Genomic DNA, 15791 nt, shown 5'->3' on the forward strand with positions numbered 1-15791 from the left:
GGTAAAAATGTCATTTGTAAAGAGGGCATTTTTACCGATATTTCATGTTTAATTTTGTGCATATTGCACTTCTTACGGAGAATATATGGTGTTACGTGATAATCCGTACCCTTCTTATCGCGTTTTTATATTTCGCTATATGTGAAATCGATATCTCATTTTATCACCCGGCAATACATACCGTACCTGTGGATTACTCTACCAGGCGAAACCCCAGCTTCATCTCGATCGGGATCTTCTCTCCCCGCTCGATCACATCGAGGAGCAGTTCTGCCCCGCGGATCCCGCTTGTCTTATACCCGAAATGCACTGTAGAGATACCGCCTGTCACTGCCTTTAAAAACTGGTTGTCACCAAAACCTGTCACCTGTATTTCCGAGTGATCCAGAATATACTGCATCCTTGTAGCTGAACCGACCGCGGACCGGGGTATTTCCTTTCTTCGGTGTGCAAGAAGAGCCTCAATTGCCCCGGCTGCAATAGTGTCTGTAGCACATGAAATAATCCTGATATCATCCCTGCTCTCCAGAAGATCCATAGCCGCACGATATCCGGCGTCCATTGTAAAATCGGCTGTTCTTATATACTCCGGTTCGAGCTCGATCCCTTCTGCCTTAAGTCCCGAACGGAACCCGTCTTCACGGGCTATTCCGACAGCTTTATCTTCTTTTGTCACACCGATATATGCTGCTTTTCCATACTTACTTCCGGAAGGTGCTGTATCAGCGCTGCCTGCTGACGGAGATTTCAGCCGGGCTGCCACCAGTTTTCCCATAGCTTTTCCTGCTCCGTGATCATCATGATAGATACAGTTTGCATATTTCGTATACTGTCCTACCACAACGACAGGAACCTTTGCGTTCTTCAGAAACTTTCTGTGATCCCCCGTGATAACTGTTCCGATCAGAACAATGCCATCCACCGGATAACTCTCAAACAGTTTCAGATAGGTAATTTCTTTAACCGGATCGTTATCCGTGCTGGCCAGGAGCATCTGGTATCCGCGGCTGGAGAGGACCTGTTCGATTCCTGCAGTGACGCGGCTAATCGTCTCGGAATTGATCTTAGGCACGACAACACCCACAAGACATGCCTTCTTCGTGCGCAGTATCCTCGCCTGCGCAGAAGGCTGATATCCAGTCTCTTCAATCACTTTTCTGATCTGATCTTTCTTCTCTTCGCTGATATAACCTCCATTTAAATATCTCGATACAGCAGCACTTGATACTCCGGCAAGCTGTGCGATCTCCTTGATCGTCATGACGATTATCCCTCTTTCATTTTCTGTAATATCCGAATATAGATTTTCCCGGTATGCCACCTTATTACACACCGTGTTTTCTTCAAGTATATAATCGCCGCAATCGATTTGCAACGCTTATATTTGCGCTGTCGGTCCGATTGCGGCGATACTGATTTATATTCTGTATCAAATTTTTTTCTTTAATTCCTCAAAATACTGACGTGCCAGTTCATGCCAGTCTTTCCATCCGTCATCACCTCTCCTGTCTGGCAGCCCATAATTGTCTTGCAGATATTTTCCCATATAATCTGTCACCTTCCTGGCCCCGAGTATATTGAGATGATCACCTTTATCGTAACTGTCCTTCTTCCAGTCGATGCCTATATCACGGTATTTAAGATTCAGGTCGATATACGGAAGGTCCTTTTCTTTTGCATACTCTTCCAGCGCATTGTGCTTCTTATAGTCGTAGTTCTTAGGCGACGGAGCGCTCATAAGCACAAGCTCGGCACCGTTCTTCCTGCACAGATTTCTTATTTTTTCCATATAAATCCGTACAACTTCCGGAATATCCGTTTTGTCTTTTGTCTCTTTCATATATTCCTCATCGCCCTCATACGATACGACTTTATTTCGTATCTCAAAGCCTTTATATGCATTTTGCAATATGCCCGGACCGTCAAACAGTGCTTTCCACGCATTGTGAAACTTAAATATCGGGAAATAATAGCTGAGAGGCTCTGTCAGTGACATCTGGAGATTTTTCAGAAATCCCGGATCACGGAACATCGTATTCGTCTCGAGAAGCACCATCTTAGGCGACTGTGTTCTAAACGCGGTCTTCAGTACATAATAAGTCTCCTGTATCCGCTGCCCCGGCTGACCGCAGTCGTATGCAGCGATTCCCGTCTTATCCCACAGATCCATCGGGGAGACTGACGTATAGCTTTCGCTGTCCCCGGCTACCAGAAGATCAATCGTATGTTTCTTCTCGGCACTGACAGATGCAAATACACGGCTCCGTCCGCTTACCGATCCATTTATATTTTTTGCCACGATCTGTATTCCGGCAGAACATGTTCCCATCAGCAGCACAAATATTAATAAAAACAGAATAATTCGCTTCTTTTTCTTCAAATCTTCCTCCTTTTCGGACATATCTTAATCATTTTAAAATCCTGCATAAATCATATCTATGGTCTGGTAACCGTCCCCGTATGCAGAGACTACTATTACTGCAAGCATCAATGCATAGCAAAGAGCCCAGCGGACAAATACCGGTCTGCGGAAAAGACTTTTTCTCACATCTGTCCCTCTTTCTTTGACGGAGCCGACCACTGCCACAACAACACACCCGACCGCTATGGCGATCATATCAGCCCTTCCGAGCCCCAGATTAAACAGACTTCCATCCGTAAGTGCATTGAGATCAAAGTCTGTAAAAATACTTCTGAACATGGAGATTCCTGCACGCAGGCCATCTGCTCTGAAGAACAGTTCACCTGCAAATATGATAACCCATGTCTTTGCAATCCGGACAAATTTAAGCCATACAGACTGGTCACTGATATGAAATGTATTGAGGATCCGGTCCCTCACCGGTTCCACCGCTATTCCCAGAAGAATCAGAGTAAAATAATACATTCCGTAAAAGATGTAACTCCATCTTGCCCCATGCCACAAACCATTGCATATCCACACAGGAAAAAGTGCTATGGCAGACGTCCCCAGCATCGTTATATATTTTCCTAAATGCTTTCTTCCGTACTGATTCCACTTTTTTACCGGGGATGACATGGATACCGGATAGAAAATGTATGTCTTAAACCATGTCCCCAGACTGATGTGCCATCTGCGCCAGAATTCTGCTGCGCTCTGGGCACAGAACGGCTGACGGAAATTCTCCGGAAGTCTGATTCCGAACAGCTCTCCGCTCCCGATAATGATGTCCATACATCCGGAGAATTCCATATAGAGCTGTATTGTATATGCAATAGCCCCTGCTGCTATAACGACACCGCTGTACGATGTATAATTACTAAAAATCATACCTACGGCAATCGCCAGCCTGTCAGCGATCACCTTTTTCTTAAACAATCCCCAGAATATTCTGATATACCCGCTGGTCAGATTGTCCATATTAAGCGGTCTTCCCTCATACAGGGTATCGCTTGTATCCGAATATCTGCAGATTGGTCCTTCCATGATCTGTGGAAAAAATGCAAGGAACAGAGCCGTCTTTTCCAGTTTTCCCTCTGCCCGGATCTTTCCCCAGTATACATCCGCCATATAACCAATCGCCTGCAGTGTGTAAAACGAGATTCCGATCGGCATCAGGATCTTTTTCTGTTCCAGAGTAAACGGCAGTACATTACCCAAAATGCCTGTTACGTTGCTCACAAAGAAATTGTAGTATTTCAGATATGCAAGTATACCGAGGAGTGCCAGCACGCCAAATGCAAGCACCCGCCTGGATTTTTGCTGATATATCCCTTTTATTTTCTTTTTTTCGCTTCTGTCGGCAGACGCCAGTTCTGTCTTCTGTTCTGATTTGAGCCATTCAAGCCAGATTCCGATACAATGTACGAACACTGTAGTTCCCAGCAGATAGACGATCAGATTTCTGCTGATCAGCCAGAAGAACAGATAGCTGAACACCAGCAGAACCCGCCTGCGCCATCTCTGCGGAACAATCTGATATGCTGCCAGACACAGCGGCAGAAATACAAAACCGTATACCAATGATTCATATGTCATATACTAGTTCTCCTGAAGTCTCAGTACCATCTTGTAGATTGCTTCTGCTGAATTAAAATTGTCCGGTATCATCTCTGATGCTTCGATTTCAATATCATATGCATCTTCCAGCTCCGATACAAGCGTGATCACACCGAATGAATCCAGCAGCCTGCCGTCGATCAGTGCTTTTTCATTTTCATAATCAATGCTGTCATCAATCTCCATCAGTATATTCATCAGTTTTTCCATTGTGGTATTCCTCCTTATATCTTATAAATCCTGTTTATATTTATTTAAAAATTTACCGCACTAAGTTCTGCTTCATTGATCAGAATATTATCTGCTGAGCTTTCCGTCTCTTTAAGAGATTCATCGGGCATATTCCATATATAGGTGGGCTGATGATCTCTCAAAAGCGACCAGCCTGTATTCCTATCGTATGAAACAACAGCAGGCAGTGAATGGCTTAAGAAAAGTGCCATTCCTTCCATCGCCGAATATGCACCTGTTCTTTCAAATACAAGCACTCTTCCGGTCCGTACATCCGCAAGCTCCACATCACTGCACAGAACGTCATTCATCGTACAAAGCGCTCCGCAGACTGTCCATTTCTTCCTCTGTCCTCTGTTGTCTCCCGGAATAACCTGGATATCCGGATGGTACATCCCCCTGATCTGTCCGTCATAGTTAAGCTGATGATTTCCTCCGTCTACAATACAGTAGTGCGTGTCTTTATTTTTCTTCACATCTCTGATCTCTGTCAGGTAATATCCGCATTCTGCCGCGAACGCTCTGCCCTGTTCTATTGTCACATTTCCCTTCCACTGCATAGAACCGATTGCTTCTCTTAAGCTGTCAAGTCCTTCATCTGTATAAGTCTTCGCCTCTTTTCCCTTAAAATACGGCACAGCTGTTCCGGGACCGTATTCCAGATGTTCAATCCTTACCTTCCATTCATTCCGCATTTTCAGCAGTAATTTATCAAGCATTTCAAGCTCTTCCTGAAACTGTCTGACCCTGCGCTTCTGCGTTCCCGAGAAGTAATGTATTCCCTCGATTTCCAGATACGGACTCATGTTTACGATACTGATCACGCTCCGTAATGTGTCCTCATCCATACCGAACTGACTTCCGTTCGTAAGCCTCGGATAAAGTCTGAGCACTTTCATATGCGCGTCGCTCCACTCGAGAAAATAATGCAGCTGTTTCACGGATTCTACCGTATACCTGCACCGGTCCTGGCAAATATCCAGTATTTTGTATATATCCTCCTTTTTCTTGAGTACTCCGGATATGAAGAGCTTCTCCGGAGGAATCTCCAGCCGGCGGCATATTTCGAACTCTCCCATTGAGCATACTTCAATCCGGTCCACCTTCTCGGCCATCTGTCTTGTCAGAAACGGATTTGCTTTCATCGCATAACAAAGTCCCGTCTTATCTCCAAGCGCTCCTCTCAGCCTGTCTGTCTGACGTTTAAGTATATCAAGATCAAATATATATAGCGGTGTACCATAACGGGCTGCCGCATATTCCAACTGTTCTCTTCGCATATTTTCTCCTTCCTTATTTTCTTTTTTACAGTGTTGCTGTTTCTATACCTGTGCTGCCATTTTCTTCAAATAGTTTCTGTCTGTTTTGCCGTTTTTATTGAGTGGCATGACCTGCATCCGGATCAGTTTCGGCGGGACCATATAGACAGGAAGTTTCTCCTTAAGTTTCTTCCTGATCCCTGACGGTTCTATTTCTCCCATATAAAACCCGATGATACGGTTTTTCTCCTCCTGGAATATACAGCAGCTCCTCTGCACATTCTCAACTGCATTCATGGCACTCTCTATCTCCTCCAGCTCGATTCTGTGCCCCATATGTTTGATCTGGAAATCTTTCCTTCCTGCAAATACAAGCCTTCCCTCTTTGTCGTAATATCCCAGATCACCGGTCCTGTAAATTCTCTGCAGTTCTCCGCCTCCGACCGGGTACATAACAAACTGTTTATCTGTCTGTTCCTCATTTCTGTAATATCCCTGTGCAAGCGACTCTCCTGCGGCACAGATTTCTCCCGGAACACCAGGAACAGCAATTTCCTGTTCCGCCTCATCAAGGAGAAATACTGTTCTGCCCGGAAATGCATTACCGATCGGTATCTTCTCTCCATCTTCGTACTCTCTCTCTACCCTGTAATATGTACAGTTACAGGTAATCTCTGTCGGTCCGTACAGATTCACGAATCTGGCATTCGGAAGAGCTTCCTGCCACAGCCTGAGCTGCTTAGGCGGCATAGCCTCACCGCTGAACATAACCTTATTCACATGCTCCGGTACACGGTATTTCAGTCCTTTAAGTGAAGAAACAAGCGTCAGTGCCGATACCGCCCAGGTCAGTGTCGTGACCCTTCTCTCACAGAGATAATCCAGGAGTCTCGGAGGTGTGGAAAAATACTCCTTCGGAATGAGCGCCAGCTCCGCTCCTGTCATCAGCGAAGAATAAATGTCCTTCACAGAGACATCAAAATCAAACGGGGCCTGGTTGCCGATCACATCGTCGTGACTGATTCCGAATATCTCTGTGAAGTGTCCGATAAACCGGATTACAGCCCCGTGACTTACTGCCACTGCCTTCGGCGTTCCGGTGGATCCCGATGTAAACAGTCCGTATAAAATGTCCGTCTCCTTCGCATTCTCCCGGATTGCGGCAAGTATGTCTTCCCGAATTTCTTCCTCTGCAAGATCTTCTGCAAGTACACATTTTCCTGTAACCATCTCACCTGAAAGGAATTTCCTCGTCTGCCGATCCGTTATTATGATTTCTGCTTCCAGAGTCTGAAATATCTTCTCCAGACGCTCCGGAGGATTGTCCGGATTGACCGGGACATAAAAACATCCGGCATAGACAGCTCCCAGCATAGCTGCCAGTGTAAGCGGGCTTTTCTCCATCATCACGGGAACCGGACTGCCCGGTACTGTATACCGGCTTATTGCACTTCCAATCCGTTTTGCCGTGACTGTCAGTTCATGCCATGTCATCGAACAACGGCCGTCGGTCACTGCTGTACTGTATCCATAACGATCTTCTGTGTCGTGCAGAAAATCAAGAATATTCTTCTTCTGTTTTATCTGATTGATTTGTATCATGTTGTCACCCCTTGCTTTTAAGATGGCTCCATTATGATTGATGTTTTTTAATATGCATTGTACAGATTCTTAAGGTATTTTTAATTAAAAAGGGATATTTTATGAAAGCATATGATACAACAATATAAAAAAACCACCGGAGATTAAGATTATTTCAAAATCTTCGGTGGTTTAATAACTGCTGCATTTTATAATTCTCTGTAATCTTCGTTTTTCACAAAGAATTTTCAACTTTTTGATAGATATCTTATCAATGCCATAGTATTTAATAAGACAACAATATCTTTATTTCTCTATTTTACAAATCATGATCGGGAAACTACAAAAGAAACAATTCCTATTACGATCAGGATCGGGAATGCGATATATATAAGCCCAGCTATAACCATTCCAACCAATATTACCGGGATCAGGATAACAGTCAATAGAATCTTTAAAATCCCCCATGTTGCCTTAATCCCAAATAAGAACAGCTTCCCAAAAATCCAGAGCAGACATATTAAAAATAGTATGGTCAACATTTTATCACCCCTTTCATTCTTGCTGTAACTCCACAATTTCATTATAATAAATATCTTCTCCTTAGTGATATAGTCACAGAAACGGAATCATATTCATTATATAATAGGACCGATATACTGGGAGGAAAACTAATATGAATAAAACCAAAAAGAAACGAAAAGCATTTGTTCAGCAGCCCGACTGCGTAGCATGCAGCTGCTGCGTGAAAGTCTGCCCGCTGGGGGCAATACGAGTCATAGCGGGAATCATGGCACAGGTAGATATGGCCAAGTGTGTCGGCTGTGGAAAATGTGCGAAAGAATGTCCTGCCAGCGTAATCGAAATCCGGGAGGTGGGAACATGAAAAAGAAATGGTATGATTATTTATGGATCTTCTCTCTCACTTATCTGATCCTGGGATTCTTCAATATCCTGTTCGCATGGCTGGGCCTGATCTGCTTTTTTGTTCCCCTGATCATTTCACTGGTTAAAGGAACAAAAGGATACTGCAACCGCTACTGCAGCAGAGGACAGTTATTTGGGCTGCTGGGCGGCCGCTTTGGTCTTTCCCGTAAGAAAGATATTCCAAGGTGGATGAAACGCAAATGGTTCAGATACGGATTTTTGGTGTTCTTCTTTACAATGTTTTTCCTGATGCTCTGGAATACTTATCTGGTATTTTCAGGTGCTCGGGATCTGAAGCAGGCAGTGACGCTGCTGTGGACCTTTAACGTTCCGTGGCATTGGGCTTATCACGGCACATTGTTCCATAAAGGTGTTGCCCAGTTCTCTTTCGGCTTTTACAGTGTAATGCTTACATCCACAGTGCTTGGCCTGATCACCATGGTGCTCTTTAAGCCCCGCAGTTGGTGTGTCTACTGCCCTATGGGAACAATGACACAGCTAATCTGCAAAGCAAAAAACATGAACAAAGAGATTTAACTCTCAGCTATTTCAGAGTAAGCTCAGTATTTTCTCAGACAGGCGGATAATCTCCGCCTGTTTTTCTTTCACTGATGCCGATGTGTCTTCTTCCCCGGTCAGTGATGCATACAGATGGATTGTGTTGGCATGATTCCAGATTTCATTACGGTGGTTTTCTCCGGAAGTATCCGGATTTCCCTGTCTTTTTTTCTGAGGCAGCTCACCAGAACCATTATGATCAAAACAAGCTCTATCAATACTATATACTGCACAGTCATCCTCCTCATTATCTGTATTTTTTTGCCGCTTCCCTCAGAGAATCTAACTGAACCGACAGGGTAAGACCCCTTAGCTTTACTCGATCTTCACAAACTTATCCGCGCCCTGCCTGCAGACAGGGCATTTAAAATCCGGCGTCATAGGGCCTTCATGTATGTAGCCGCAGACACTGCATTTCCATTTTTCCGTACTTTCTTCCTTTTTCTTTTCATTAAATGAGATCGTGTTTAATAAACGCTCTATCGCTTCAGCCGGAACATCCGGATAGCTTTTGATCTGTTCCAGAAAAGCTCTGGTATTTGCGCTCTGAGGCAGCATAAATTCCGACTCGCGGCACAGATCTTCCGCCATGAGCCTGGAGGATTTTTCCACAGCGGCGCTCAGCGCGCCGGGCATCTGCGCAGCTATATTTTCCGCCTTGGCCTTGCTCTGGATCAATGCCCTCAAAGCTTCCACCGTAGTATCTTCCTTTGGCTGCTGGGGCGGATATTCCTCCGGCACCATTGAAATAGCCGAAGAAGGACATGCAGCAGCGCAGGCACCGCATCCGATACATTTCTCCACATCGATAATACTGTTTTCTGTATCGGTCGCGCCTGTAGGACAGACATAGAGGCAAAGACAATCCTTGGTACACAGTCTTAAATTCCGGACAGCATAATTTTTACTCATCAGTTTGTCCTCCCTTCTGCTTTTTCAAATTTCCATGCCGGTACTTTGCAGACCGGGCAAAGTGTCGGCGGTTCATCTCCGACATAGACAAAGCCGCAGACACTGCAGATATAAACGCAGGTATTCTCAAGCATTTTATCGCCTTCTGCTTCGTAACGGGCGAGCAACGACTGCAGCATCCTTGTTACTTTTTCACTCCACGTCAGTGCCCGCAGCGCCCCTCTGTCATGTTCTCTGCCTGCCACTGCATTTCCATAGGGATATCTCTCTTCCAGGTCCTTATTGACAAGGGCGAGGAGCTCTTCTGTGCCTGTCTCCTCTATGGGCTTTGCTTTGCTTCTAAAAAATTCAGCCAGTTTTTTAAAGTCCTCCGACTGTTCCGGAAGGTACTGCTTTTCGCAGCCACGCGCCAGATTAGAACAGATAATGCTCATCTCCATGGGAGACAGCTCCCTTTCGACTTCCGGCTTCGGAAGTTTCGCCGCATCTTCCGTTTTCTGCTCCTTCAATCTGAACGCGTCCTTGCCTGCGCGGCAGATCGGACACTTCCAGTCATCGGGCAGATCTTCCCATCTGCCGTTTTTCTCTTCATCGTAGATATAGCCGCAGATAGAACAGACATATTGTTTCATATACGTTCGCCTCCCTTTGTAATGAAAATTTTTCACGATAAATTATTGATTTCAGTATATGATATTTCGTGGGATCTTTCAACAAACATCAGTGGAACTGCGCAGTGGAATTACGCACAAAAGTATCATCTTTCTTTCCAAGATGCCGCTGGAGTGTTTTACCATTCTAAGACATAAATTAAAAAAAGCCGAACCCCTCGTTTTTCCAAGGAATTCGACTTCTCTTCTACGTTCCCGAGGTGATTCGAACACCCGACCTACCGGTTAGGTATCAACCGTATGTAAGCAAAATCAAACTAGATAAAAGGCATTTTTCAGGCACTCCTTTGCGGGTGATTAGCAGGAGAGGTGAATTTAGGTGGAAGGTTGATTGTTCGCCCCTATTAACACGTAAAACAATATATCCTGTACTCTTATATTTGTTATTACAACATCACATCTCATTTTTAAATTTTGTAATCTTACTACACGCTTATTTAATCTGAAAATTATGTAAAAATATCTATATTCAAAAATCTACAACTGCTATGTAACAGAGGCATCTGCCTCATTTATAAAATATCTCCGTCATTTTATCAATCAATGACGGAGATAAGTATTTCTATAACTTAGATTCTGACATAACCGGTAGCCGGTCCCGAACCGACTTTGGCGATATAGCCACTCTTTACCAACTCCGTCAAAGTGCGTTCTACCGTTGTTTTACTGATGTCAGGGCAGGCATCCAGGATTTCCTTTTTCGTGATTTTTCCAACCTTCTGGTCAATCATGGCTCGGATTCGTTCCGGCTTGGAAAGTGTACGATTTTTCAAATGTTCCACACGGCTTTCAAATTCATTGTATGCTTTCAGCGTAATACCAAGATAATATTTTACAAAAGGTTCGTAGCTGTTCTCATTTTCATGCCAGCCGGTTGAACTTGCCTGCAATGCTTCATAATAGGTTTCTTTAGTTTTTTCAATCAGCATTTCCATACTGATGTACTTCCCGACAATATATCCGGCTTTATAGAAGAGCAGAAGGGTCAGCAGGCGGCTCATGCGTCCATTCCCGTCATTAAAAGGATGGATACAGAGAAAATCCAAAATAAACATGGGAATCAGAAGAAGTTTATCAATATGATCAGCTTCCCAGGCTTCCCAAAATTCTCTGCAAAGTTCCTCCATCGCTTCTGCGGTCTGAAATGCCGGAACCGGAATAAACCGTGCCTTTTGATTTCCTTCTGCATCTGTTTCAGCAATGACATTATCAGTGTTTTTATAACTTCCGCCAGCAGCTTTCTGAGAGTAAGAATACAAATCCCGATGCAGCTGCAAAATCAGATTGGAGCGGGGAACAATGTATTCATAACTTTCGTGAATGGTAGCAAGCACTTCGCGATAGCCTGCAATTTCCTGTTCAGAACGGTTTCGGGGTTCTGCTTTTTGGCTTACCAGTTCCTCCAACCGCTTATTCGTTGTATAAATACCTTCGATACGGTTGGAAGCTCCCGTACTTTGAATCAATGCAACTTCCAGAAGGGTTTTCAGTTCGTCAATATTGGCTTCAAGAAATAACTCCTGCCTCCCTTTGTGTTCATGGATACTGGAAACCATTTGCACGATCTCCGGTGTCAAAAGTTTTTCCGGTTCTTTTTTATAATCAAATAACCGCATGGTATCTACCTCATTTCCAACTTATCTCCGTCATTTTATCCCAAAATGACGGAGATTTCAATATAATGACGGAGATAAAAACTCTCTCCTGTTCTTTATTATGGGACAGTATCAGAGAAATGTGACCGTCAGATATGACGTAAGCTCATAAGGGTTGTGCCCGATTTCATCCAGAGAGTAACGGTACTCGTCATATTCCGGATGGGTGAATTCAATATTATCCACCTGCCTCCGCAAATCATTTTCCAAAGCCGTATAATCTTCATCTGCTCCCAGGATGTCCTTATCTCCCGCAGTAAAGGAAGTACCAAGAACAACCTGGGGCCTCCCTGCTCCGAACCCTTAAATGGATTCAGATTTGCCATATAAATATCCCCTCTGCGGCAAACCCAGTTTTCTTTCATCATCTATCTTCCTCCTTATGTGTGCGGGATGTAATGAAAAGCCGCTGAAAATGAAATCTCTGGCGACTTTTCCACAAAAGTTATGATCTTTCTCACATTTGTCCACGACACCCCTGAGAATACGGAGGATAACTCCGGTGGGAAATCATCAGGCGGCGGCTTGCGAACCGCTCCATAGGAATCTAATCTCCCCGCCTTCCTTATGGCCGGGCTGCGAATTACAGAAGTATCATTATTCCCTGCCCGGATTATCTCCCTTCCGGATGCAAAACCGGAATCAATAGGACAGGCGCAGCCATCCTGTCCCCCAAAAATTTCTGCCCATAATTATTAAGAAATGCGTTCTGTATTGAGTGAACAAACTCTCAGGAAATGATATGTCTGTTCCATGGATAAATCCGTTGGAATATAAATTCATTTCTGGTATAATAGGTGAAAATGGAGGCAATGATGAATATGAGCATTCAATCAGATGTAGAAATATTATCTGTACAGGCAGTAGAGTATTACGCACAAAAGCATCATCTATCCGAAGCCGAAGTCTTTGATCTCTTCTGTAAACATCAGGTTTTTGAAAAAATACTGATACAGCACGAAACGCTTCATCAATTAGATACGACAGAGACTTTTCAATATGTAGAAGAAATCATCAAAAAAAATGCTCCAGAACTGGTGCTTTACCACGGCTCCAACATCGCATTTGAGAAGATTGATCTTGCGAAATCCCGTAACCGCCGTGACTTTGGCCGGGGATTTTACTGTACGGTATTAGAAACTCAGGCAGAAAAATGGGCCAGACGGCTTTATCTGCGCTCCCGTCAGGGCGGCAGATATGTTTACCGTTATCTATTTCGACAGACAGATGATCTGAAGATCAAGCACTTTGCTGCTCTGGATCAGGAATGGTTGGAATTTATCAAAGAGAACCGCACCAAAGGCGGCATCCAGCACGCATACGATGTGGTAGTTGGACCTGTTGCAGATGACAATACAATGGAGACAGTACAGTTATACCTGTCAGGTATTTTAAAAGCTGAGGAAGCTGTAGAAAGGCTTCGCTATAATAAAGTCAACAACCAAGTGTCTTTCCATACACCGCTTGCCCTGGAGCACCTGACATTGGAATCCCGAAAGGAGGTTTCGTAAGCCATGGAAGGAAAATATTTTTTTAACAACAAAGATATAACGATGAACCTGTGTATCCAGATCCGGGATGTGATTGATATTATCAAGGAAAGGGACCATCTTTCTTTCCAAGATGCCGCTGGAGCCTTCTACCATTCTAAGACGTATCAGGCTCTGCAGAATACTGAAAATACGCTTTGGGCGGAGTCAGCAGGATATATCGCAGATCGGTTCTATGAAGAGCAGGAACAGAAAGAATTATAGGCAATCTGAAATTGTACAGCATATTTAAGTCGGGAACTCCCCATCACGGGAAGTTCCCTTTTTTACTTGCATGAGAGAGTATGATCATAAAAGCGTAATTGCTCCATGTATTCATAACAATTTTTACTTTGATTTATTTTCATTGAAATAGCGACGTACAACTTTTTGATTAGCAGGATTTTTTGAAGAAATTTTGCTCTGATTAGCAAATTGTGAACTGCTAATCGCCGTTAGGTTCTGTGTTCGGATTTTTTCTAAAAATGAAAGAAGCCGAAAACCTCGATTTTTCAAGGAATTTCGGCTTCTCTTCTACGTTCCCGAGGTGATTCGAACACCCGACCTACCGCTTAGGAGAAGCCCCCCAGGCCTCGAGTCACGATGTCCCAATGTCCATAAAATCCTTATTTTTCAACGACTTCCAGCATTCTAAAGTTCTTCCCAGTGAATGGAAAAAAGTATGGAAAACTGGCTTTATACAGCGTTCATTTTCACCCTAATTTGCAGAAACTCTGAAAATCGGGCATAGGTCTGAATCCAGAGGTCTTAGTACCCGGTTCAATACCTGTCATTGATGCGCTGTCTGATATGCTTATTATATCTCGTATTCAAAAATCACTCAATCATTTGTTACAAAGTAGGTGGTCTCGCCAATTGCGGACCTTGTTGTCTGTTCTTGGAATGCTTTCTTCTTATCATCTTACTTGCCCTCCTGACTTGAAAAATGAGGCTGAGTCACAGCGGTAATCCGGCGGCTCAGCCTCGCATATATCTCTGAACCGATTAAAGATTTTTCGCCAGAGTCTTCAATAATGCAGCAATCTCCGGATTGGCAAGAAGCTTCAAAAGCAGTTCCTGATCCGCCTGCTGCTGTGTCTGTTCGGTTACTTCCACATCAACTTCCGTAACCTTAGTTTCTTCCTTAACTTCTTCGACCGGAGTTTCTTCTTCGGTTTCAGCTCTTGATGCGTAAAACGCATCTTCCAGACGCTGAGCATTAACCCTGCGGTCGTCATCCAGGATGTGGGAATACTGATCAGTTACCATCTTGGCCTGAGCATGTCCGCTGTCACCCTGAACTGCTTTAATATCGCCGCCGTTCAGTTTCAGCTTATAAGTAATAGAAGAGTGCCTGAGTGAATGGAAAACTACATGAGGAAGATCATTATCAACGATCAGCTGATGAAAAGCACGGTTAATAATCTGACCTTCAACAGGGCGTCCGTTCGTTGTAGCAAATACCAGACCGTAATCGAAATATTCCGGTCCGAAGAGTTCCTTCAGCTCGTCCTGGCTTTCTTTGTGCTTCACCAGCATCTCAGCCACAGTCTTAGGAAGAAATACCTTTCTAACGGAAGTCTTGGTCTTGGGTGTCTTCAGCACCAGTCGTGTATTGGTAGCCTTGATCACCGGTGGGAACTTGAAGATTACATCCTTATCGCTAAGGGCTTCCATAGCCTCGCGATTTGCTCTCTGCAGTTCCTTGTTTACATAGATAAAAGCCTTACCTTCATCAATGCTTGTCTGGGAAATATCTACACAATCCCAGGTCAGGCCCAGCATCTCGCCCATTCGAAGAGAACAGGAAAATGCCAGATTGATGGCAAGCTTCAGCATGTCATCTTCACATGCATCCAGTGCCTTGATCAGTGTTGTAGTATCCCAGATAGCACGCTCTTTCTTTTCTTCCTTTGGAAGAGTCGCATGCTCAACCGGATTTCTCGGAATCAGCTCCCATTTCACTGCCTGAGAAAATGCTGTGCTGAGCATCTTATGAATCTCACGGATTCTGCTCGGCGTTACATATTCTGTTCTGCAGGTATGGAACTTGGTTGATACCGATTTTACTTTCAGGAGATCACGATAATACTTATCCATGATTCTTGGCGTAATATCCGCAATCTTCATATCACCGATAATCGGGCTGACGTAATTTGCAATCATGCTCTTACGTGCTTCATAGGTTGAGAGTGCCCAGGTATTCACACCATAAATAGCAATATACTCTTCAAGCAACTCATCCAGAGTTTTACAGGAAGGGATTACAAATGTTCCCTGATCCTGTTGATACTCAACTTCATTTTTTCGTTTCTTTGCTTCGGCAAGAGTGGGATAGGTTTCCCATTTCTGTCTCTTAACGCCGTTTTCATCTGTGTAGTTATATACAACAGCATATTTCTTTTTTCGTTTTACTATTGAAGCCAACTGTTTACCTCCTGTTCATC

14 protein-coding genes and 2 pseudogenes are annotated in these 15791 nt (G+C 44.0%); 4 read left to right on the plus strand and 12 right to left on the minus strand.

The features are described from left to right. Positions 1 to 193: 193 nt before the first annotated feature. The 6 genes from FNY66_RS12225 to FNY66_RS12250 all read right to left on the minus strand — a co-directional run bounded on the left by FNY66_RS12225 (position 194) and on the right by FNY66_RS12250 (position 7113). Entirely contained in the window at positions 194 to 1261 is a 1068-nt protein-coding gene (locus tag FNY66_RS12225; protein WP_150311323.1) for a LacI family DNA-binding transcriptional regulator, read from the minus strand. 168 nt (positions 1262 to 1429) lie between these two features. Continuing rightward, positions 1430 to 2380: an SGNH/GDSL hydrolase family protein gene (locus FNY66_RS12230; protein ID WP_150311324.1), complete on the minus strand. Its 951-nt coding sequence runs from the start codon at positions 2378 to 2380 to the stop codon at positions 1430 to 1432. Positions 2381 to 2413: 33 nt separating this feature from the next. After that, entirely contained in the window at positions 2414 to 4000 is a 1587-nt protein-coding gene (locus FNY66_RS12235) for an MBOAT family O-acyltransferase (RefSeq protein ID WP_150311325.1), read from the minus strand. Positions 4001 to 4003: 3 nt separating this feature from the next. Further along, positions 4004 to 4231 (minus strand): acyl carrier protein, encoded by a 228-nt coding sequence (locus FNY66_RS12240; protein ID WP_087149904.1) that lies wholly within the window; start codon positions 4229 to 4231, stop codon positions 4004 to 4006. 44 nt (positions 4232 to 4275) lie between these two features. Further along, positions 4276 to 5532 (minus strand): type III PLP-dependent enzyme domain-containing protein, encoded by a 1257-nt coding sequence (locus FNY66_RS12245; RefSeq protein WP_150311326.1) that lies wholly within the window; start codon positions 5530 to 5532, stop codon positions 4276 to 4278. A gap of 42 nt (positions 5533 to 5574) precedes the next feature. After that, complete coding sequence (locus FNY66_RS12250; RefSeq protein ID WP_150311327.1) at positions 5575 to 7113, minus strand: amino acid adenylation domain-containing protein; 1539 nt, start codon at positions 7111 to 7113, stop codon at positions 5575 to 5577. A 655-nt stretch (positions 7114 to 7768) separates the two neighbouring features. Between FNY66_RS12250 and FNY66_RS12260 the strand changes: the two genes are divergently transcribed. Continuing rightward, positions 7769 to 7978 (plus strand): 4Fe-4S binding protein, encoded by a 210-nt coding sequence (locus FNY66_RS12260; RefSeq protein ID WP_150311328.1) that lies wholly within the window; start codon positions 7769 to 7771, stop codon positions 7976 to 7978. After that, entirely contained in the window at positions 7975 to 8556 is a 582-nt protein-coding gene (locus FNY66_RS12265) for a 4Fe-4S binding protein (protein WP_150311329.1), read from the plus strand. The genes FNY66_RS12260 and FNY66_RS12265 overlap by 4 nt, the downstream gene beginning before the upstream one ends. A gap of 336 nt (positions 8557 to 8892) precedes the next feature. Here the strand turns inward: FNY66_RS12265 and FNY66_RS12275 are convergent, their stop codons facing one another. The 5 genes and pseudogenes from FNY66_RS12275 to FNY66_RS16280 all read right to left on the minus strand — a co-directional run. Then, positions 8893 to 9489, minus strand: a complete 597-nt coding sequence (locus tag FNY66_RS12275; RefSeq protein WP_202879163.1) for a rubredoxin-like domain-containing protein — start codon at positions 9487 to 9489, stop codon at positions 8893 to 8895. Then, complete coding sequence (locus tag FNY66_RS12280) at positions 9489 to 10121, minus strand: rubredoxin-like domain-containing protein (RefSeq protein ID WP_150311330.1); 633 nt, start codon at positions 10119 to 10121, stop codon at positions 9489 to 9491. The genes FNY66_RS12275 and FNY66_RS12280 overlap by 1 nt, the downstream gene beginning before the upstream one ends. A 608-nt stretch (positions 10122 to 10729) precedes the next feature. After that, positions 10730 to 11776 (minus strand): Fic family protein, encoded by a 1047-nt coding sequence (locus FNY66_RS12285; protein ID WP_150311331.1) that lies wholly within the window; start codon positions 11774 to 11776, stop codon positions 10730 to 10732. Between the two features lie 117 nt (positions 11777 to 11893). Beyond that, positions 11894 to 12106, minus strand: a pseudogene (locus FNY66_RS16195) (CD1108 family mobile element protein); the annotation flags it as partial. 8 nt (positions 12107 to 12114) lie between these two features. Continuing rightward, positions 12115 to 12183, minus strand: a pseudogene (locus FNY66_RS16280) (type II toxin-antitoxin system PemK/MazF family toxin); the annotation flags it as partial. 453 nt (positions 12184 to 12636) lie between these two features. Here FNY66_RS16280 and FNY66_RS12300 point away from each other — a divergent pair. Both FNY66_RS12300 and FNY66_RS12305 read left to right on the plus strand, forming a co-directional pair. After that, the gene (locus FNY66_RS12300) at positions 12637 to 13326 is read left to right on the plus strand and encodes a DUF3990 domain-containing protein (RefSeq protein WP_190324837.1); all 690 of its coding nucleotides are present in this window, start codon (positions 12637 to 12639) and stop codon (positions 13324 to 13326) included. 3 nt (positions 13327 to 13329) lie between these two features. Beyond that, entirely contained in the window at positions 13330 to 13569 is a 240-nt protein-coding gene (locus FNY66_RS12305; RefSeq protein ID WP_150311333.1) for a hypothetical protein, read from the plus strand. A gap of 780 nt (positions 13570 to 14349) precedes the next feature. Here the strand turns inward: FNY66_RS12305 and FNY66_RS12310 are convergent. Continuing rightward, positions 14350 to 15771 (minus strand): site-specific integrase, encoded by a 1422-nt coding sequence (locus tag FNY66_RS12310; protein WP_150311334.1) that lies wholly within the window; start codon positions 15769 to 15771, stop codon positions 14350 to 14352. Positions 15772 to 15791 lie beyond the last annotated feature (20 nt).

The organism is Mediterraneibacter catenae (genome assembly GCF_008691045.1).
GTDB classification, from domain to species: Bacteria; Bacillota; Clostridia; order Lachnospirales; family Lachnospiraceae; genus Mediterraneibacter; species Mediterraneibacter ornithocaccae.

Coding starts and splice junctions, on each gene's coding strand:
- FNY66_RS12225 (WP_150311323.1), bottom strand. CDS start 1,261: ATGACGATCAAGGAGATCGCACAGCTTGCCGGAGTATCAAGTGCTGCT.
- FNY66_RS12235 (WP_150311325.1), bottom strand. CDS start 4,000: ATGACATATGAATCATTGGTATACGGTTTTGTATTTCTGCCGCTGTGT.
- FNY66_RS12240 (WP_087149904.1), bottom strand. CDS start 4,231: ATGGAAAAACTGATGAATATACTGATGGAGATTGATGACAGCATTGAT.
- FNY66_RS12245 (WP_150311326.1), bottom strand. CDS start 5,532: ATGCGAAGAGAACAGTTGGAATATGCGGCAGCCCGTTATGGTACACCG.
- FNY66_RS12250 (WP_150311327.1), bottom strand. CDS start 7,113: ATGATACAAATCAATCAGATAAAACAGAAGAAGAATATTCTTGATTTT.
- FNY66_RS12260 (WP_150311328.1), top strand. CDS start 7,769: ATGAATAAAACCAAAAAGAAACGAAAAGCATTTGTTCAGCAGCCCGAC.
- FNY66_RS12265 (WP_150311329.1), top strand. CDS start 7,975: ATGAAAAAGAAATGGTATGATTATTTATGGATCTTCTCTCTCACTTAT.
- FNY66_RS12275 (WP_202879163.1), bottom strand. CDS start 9,489: ATGAGTAAAAATTATGCTGTCCGGAATTTAAGACTGTGTACCAAGGAT.
- FNY66_RS12280 (WP_150311330.1), bottom strand. CDS start 10,121: ATGAAACAATATGTCTGTTCTATCTGCGGCTATATCTACGATGAAGAG.
- FNY66_RS12285 (WP_150311331.1), bottom strand. CDS start 11,776: ATGCGGTTATTTGATTATAAAAAAGAACCGGAAAAACTTTTGACACCG.
- FNY66_RS12300 (WP_190324837.1), top strand. CDS start 12,637: ATGAGCATTCAATCAGATGTAGAAATATTATCTGTACAGGCAGTAGAG.
- FNY66_RS12305 (WP_150311333.1), top strand. CDS start 13,330: ATGGAAGGAAAATATTTTTTTAACAACAAAGATATAACGATGAACCTG.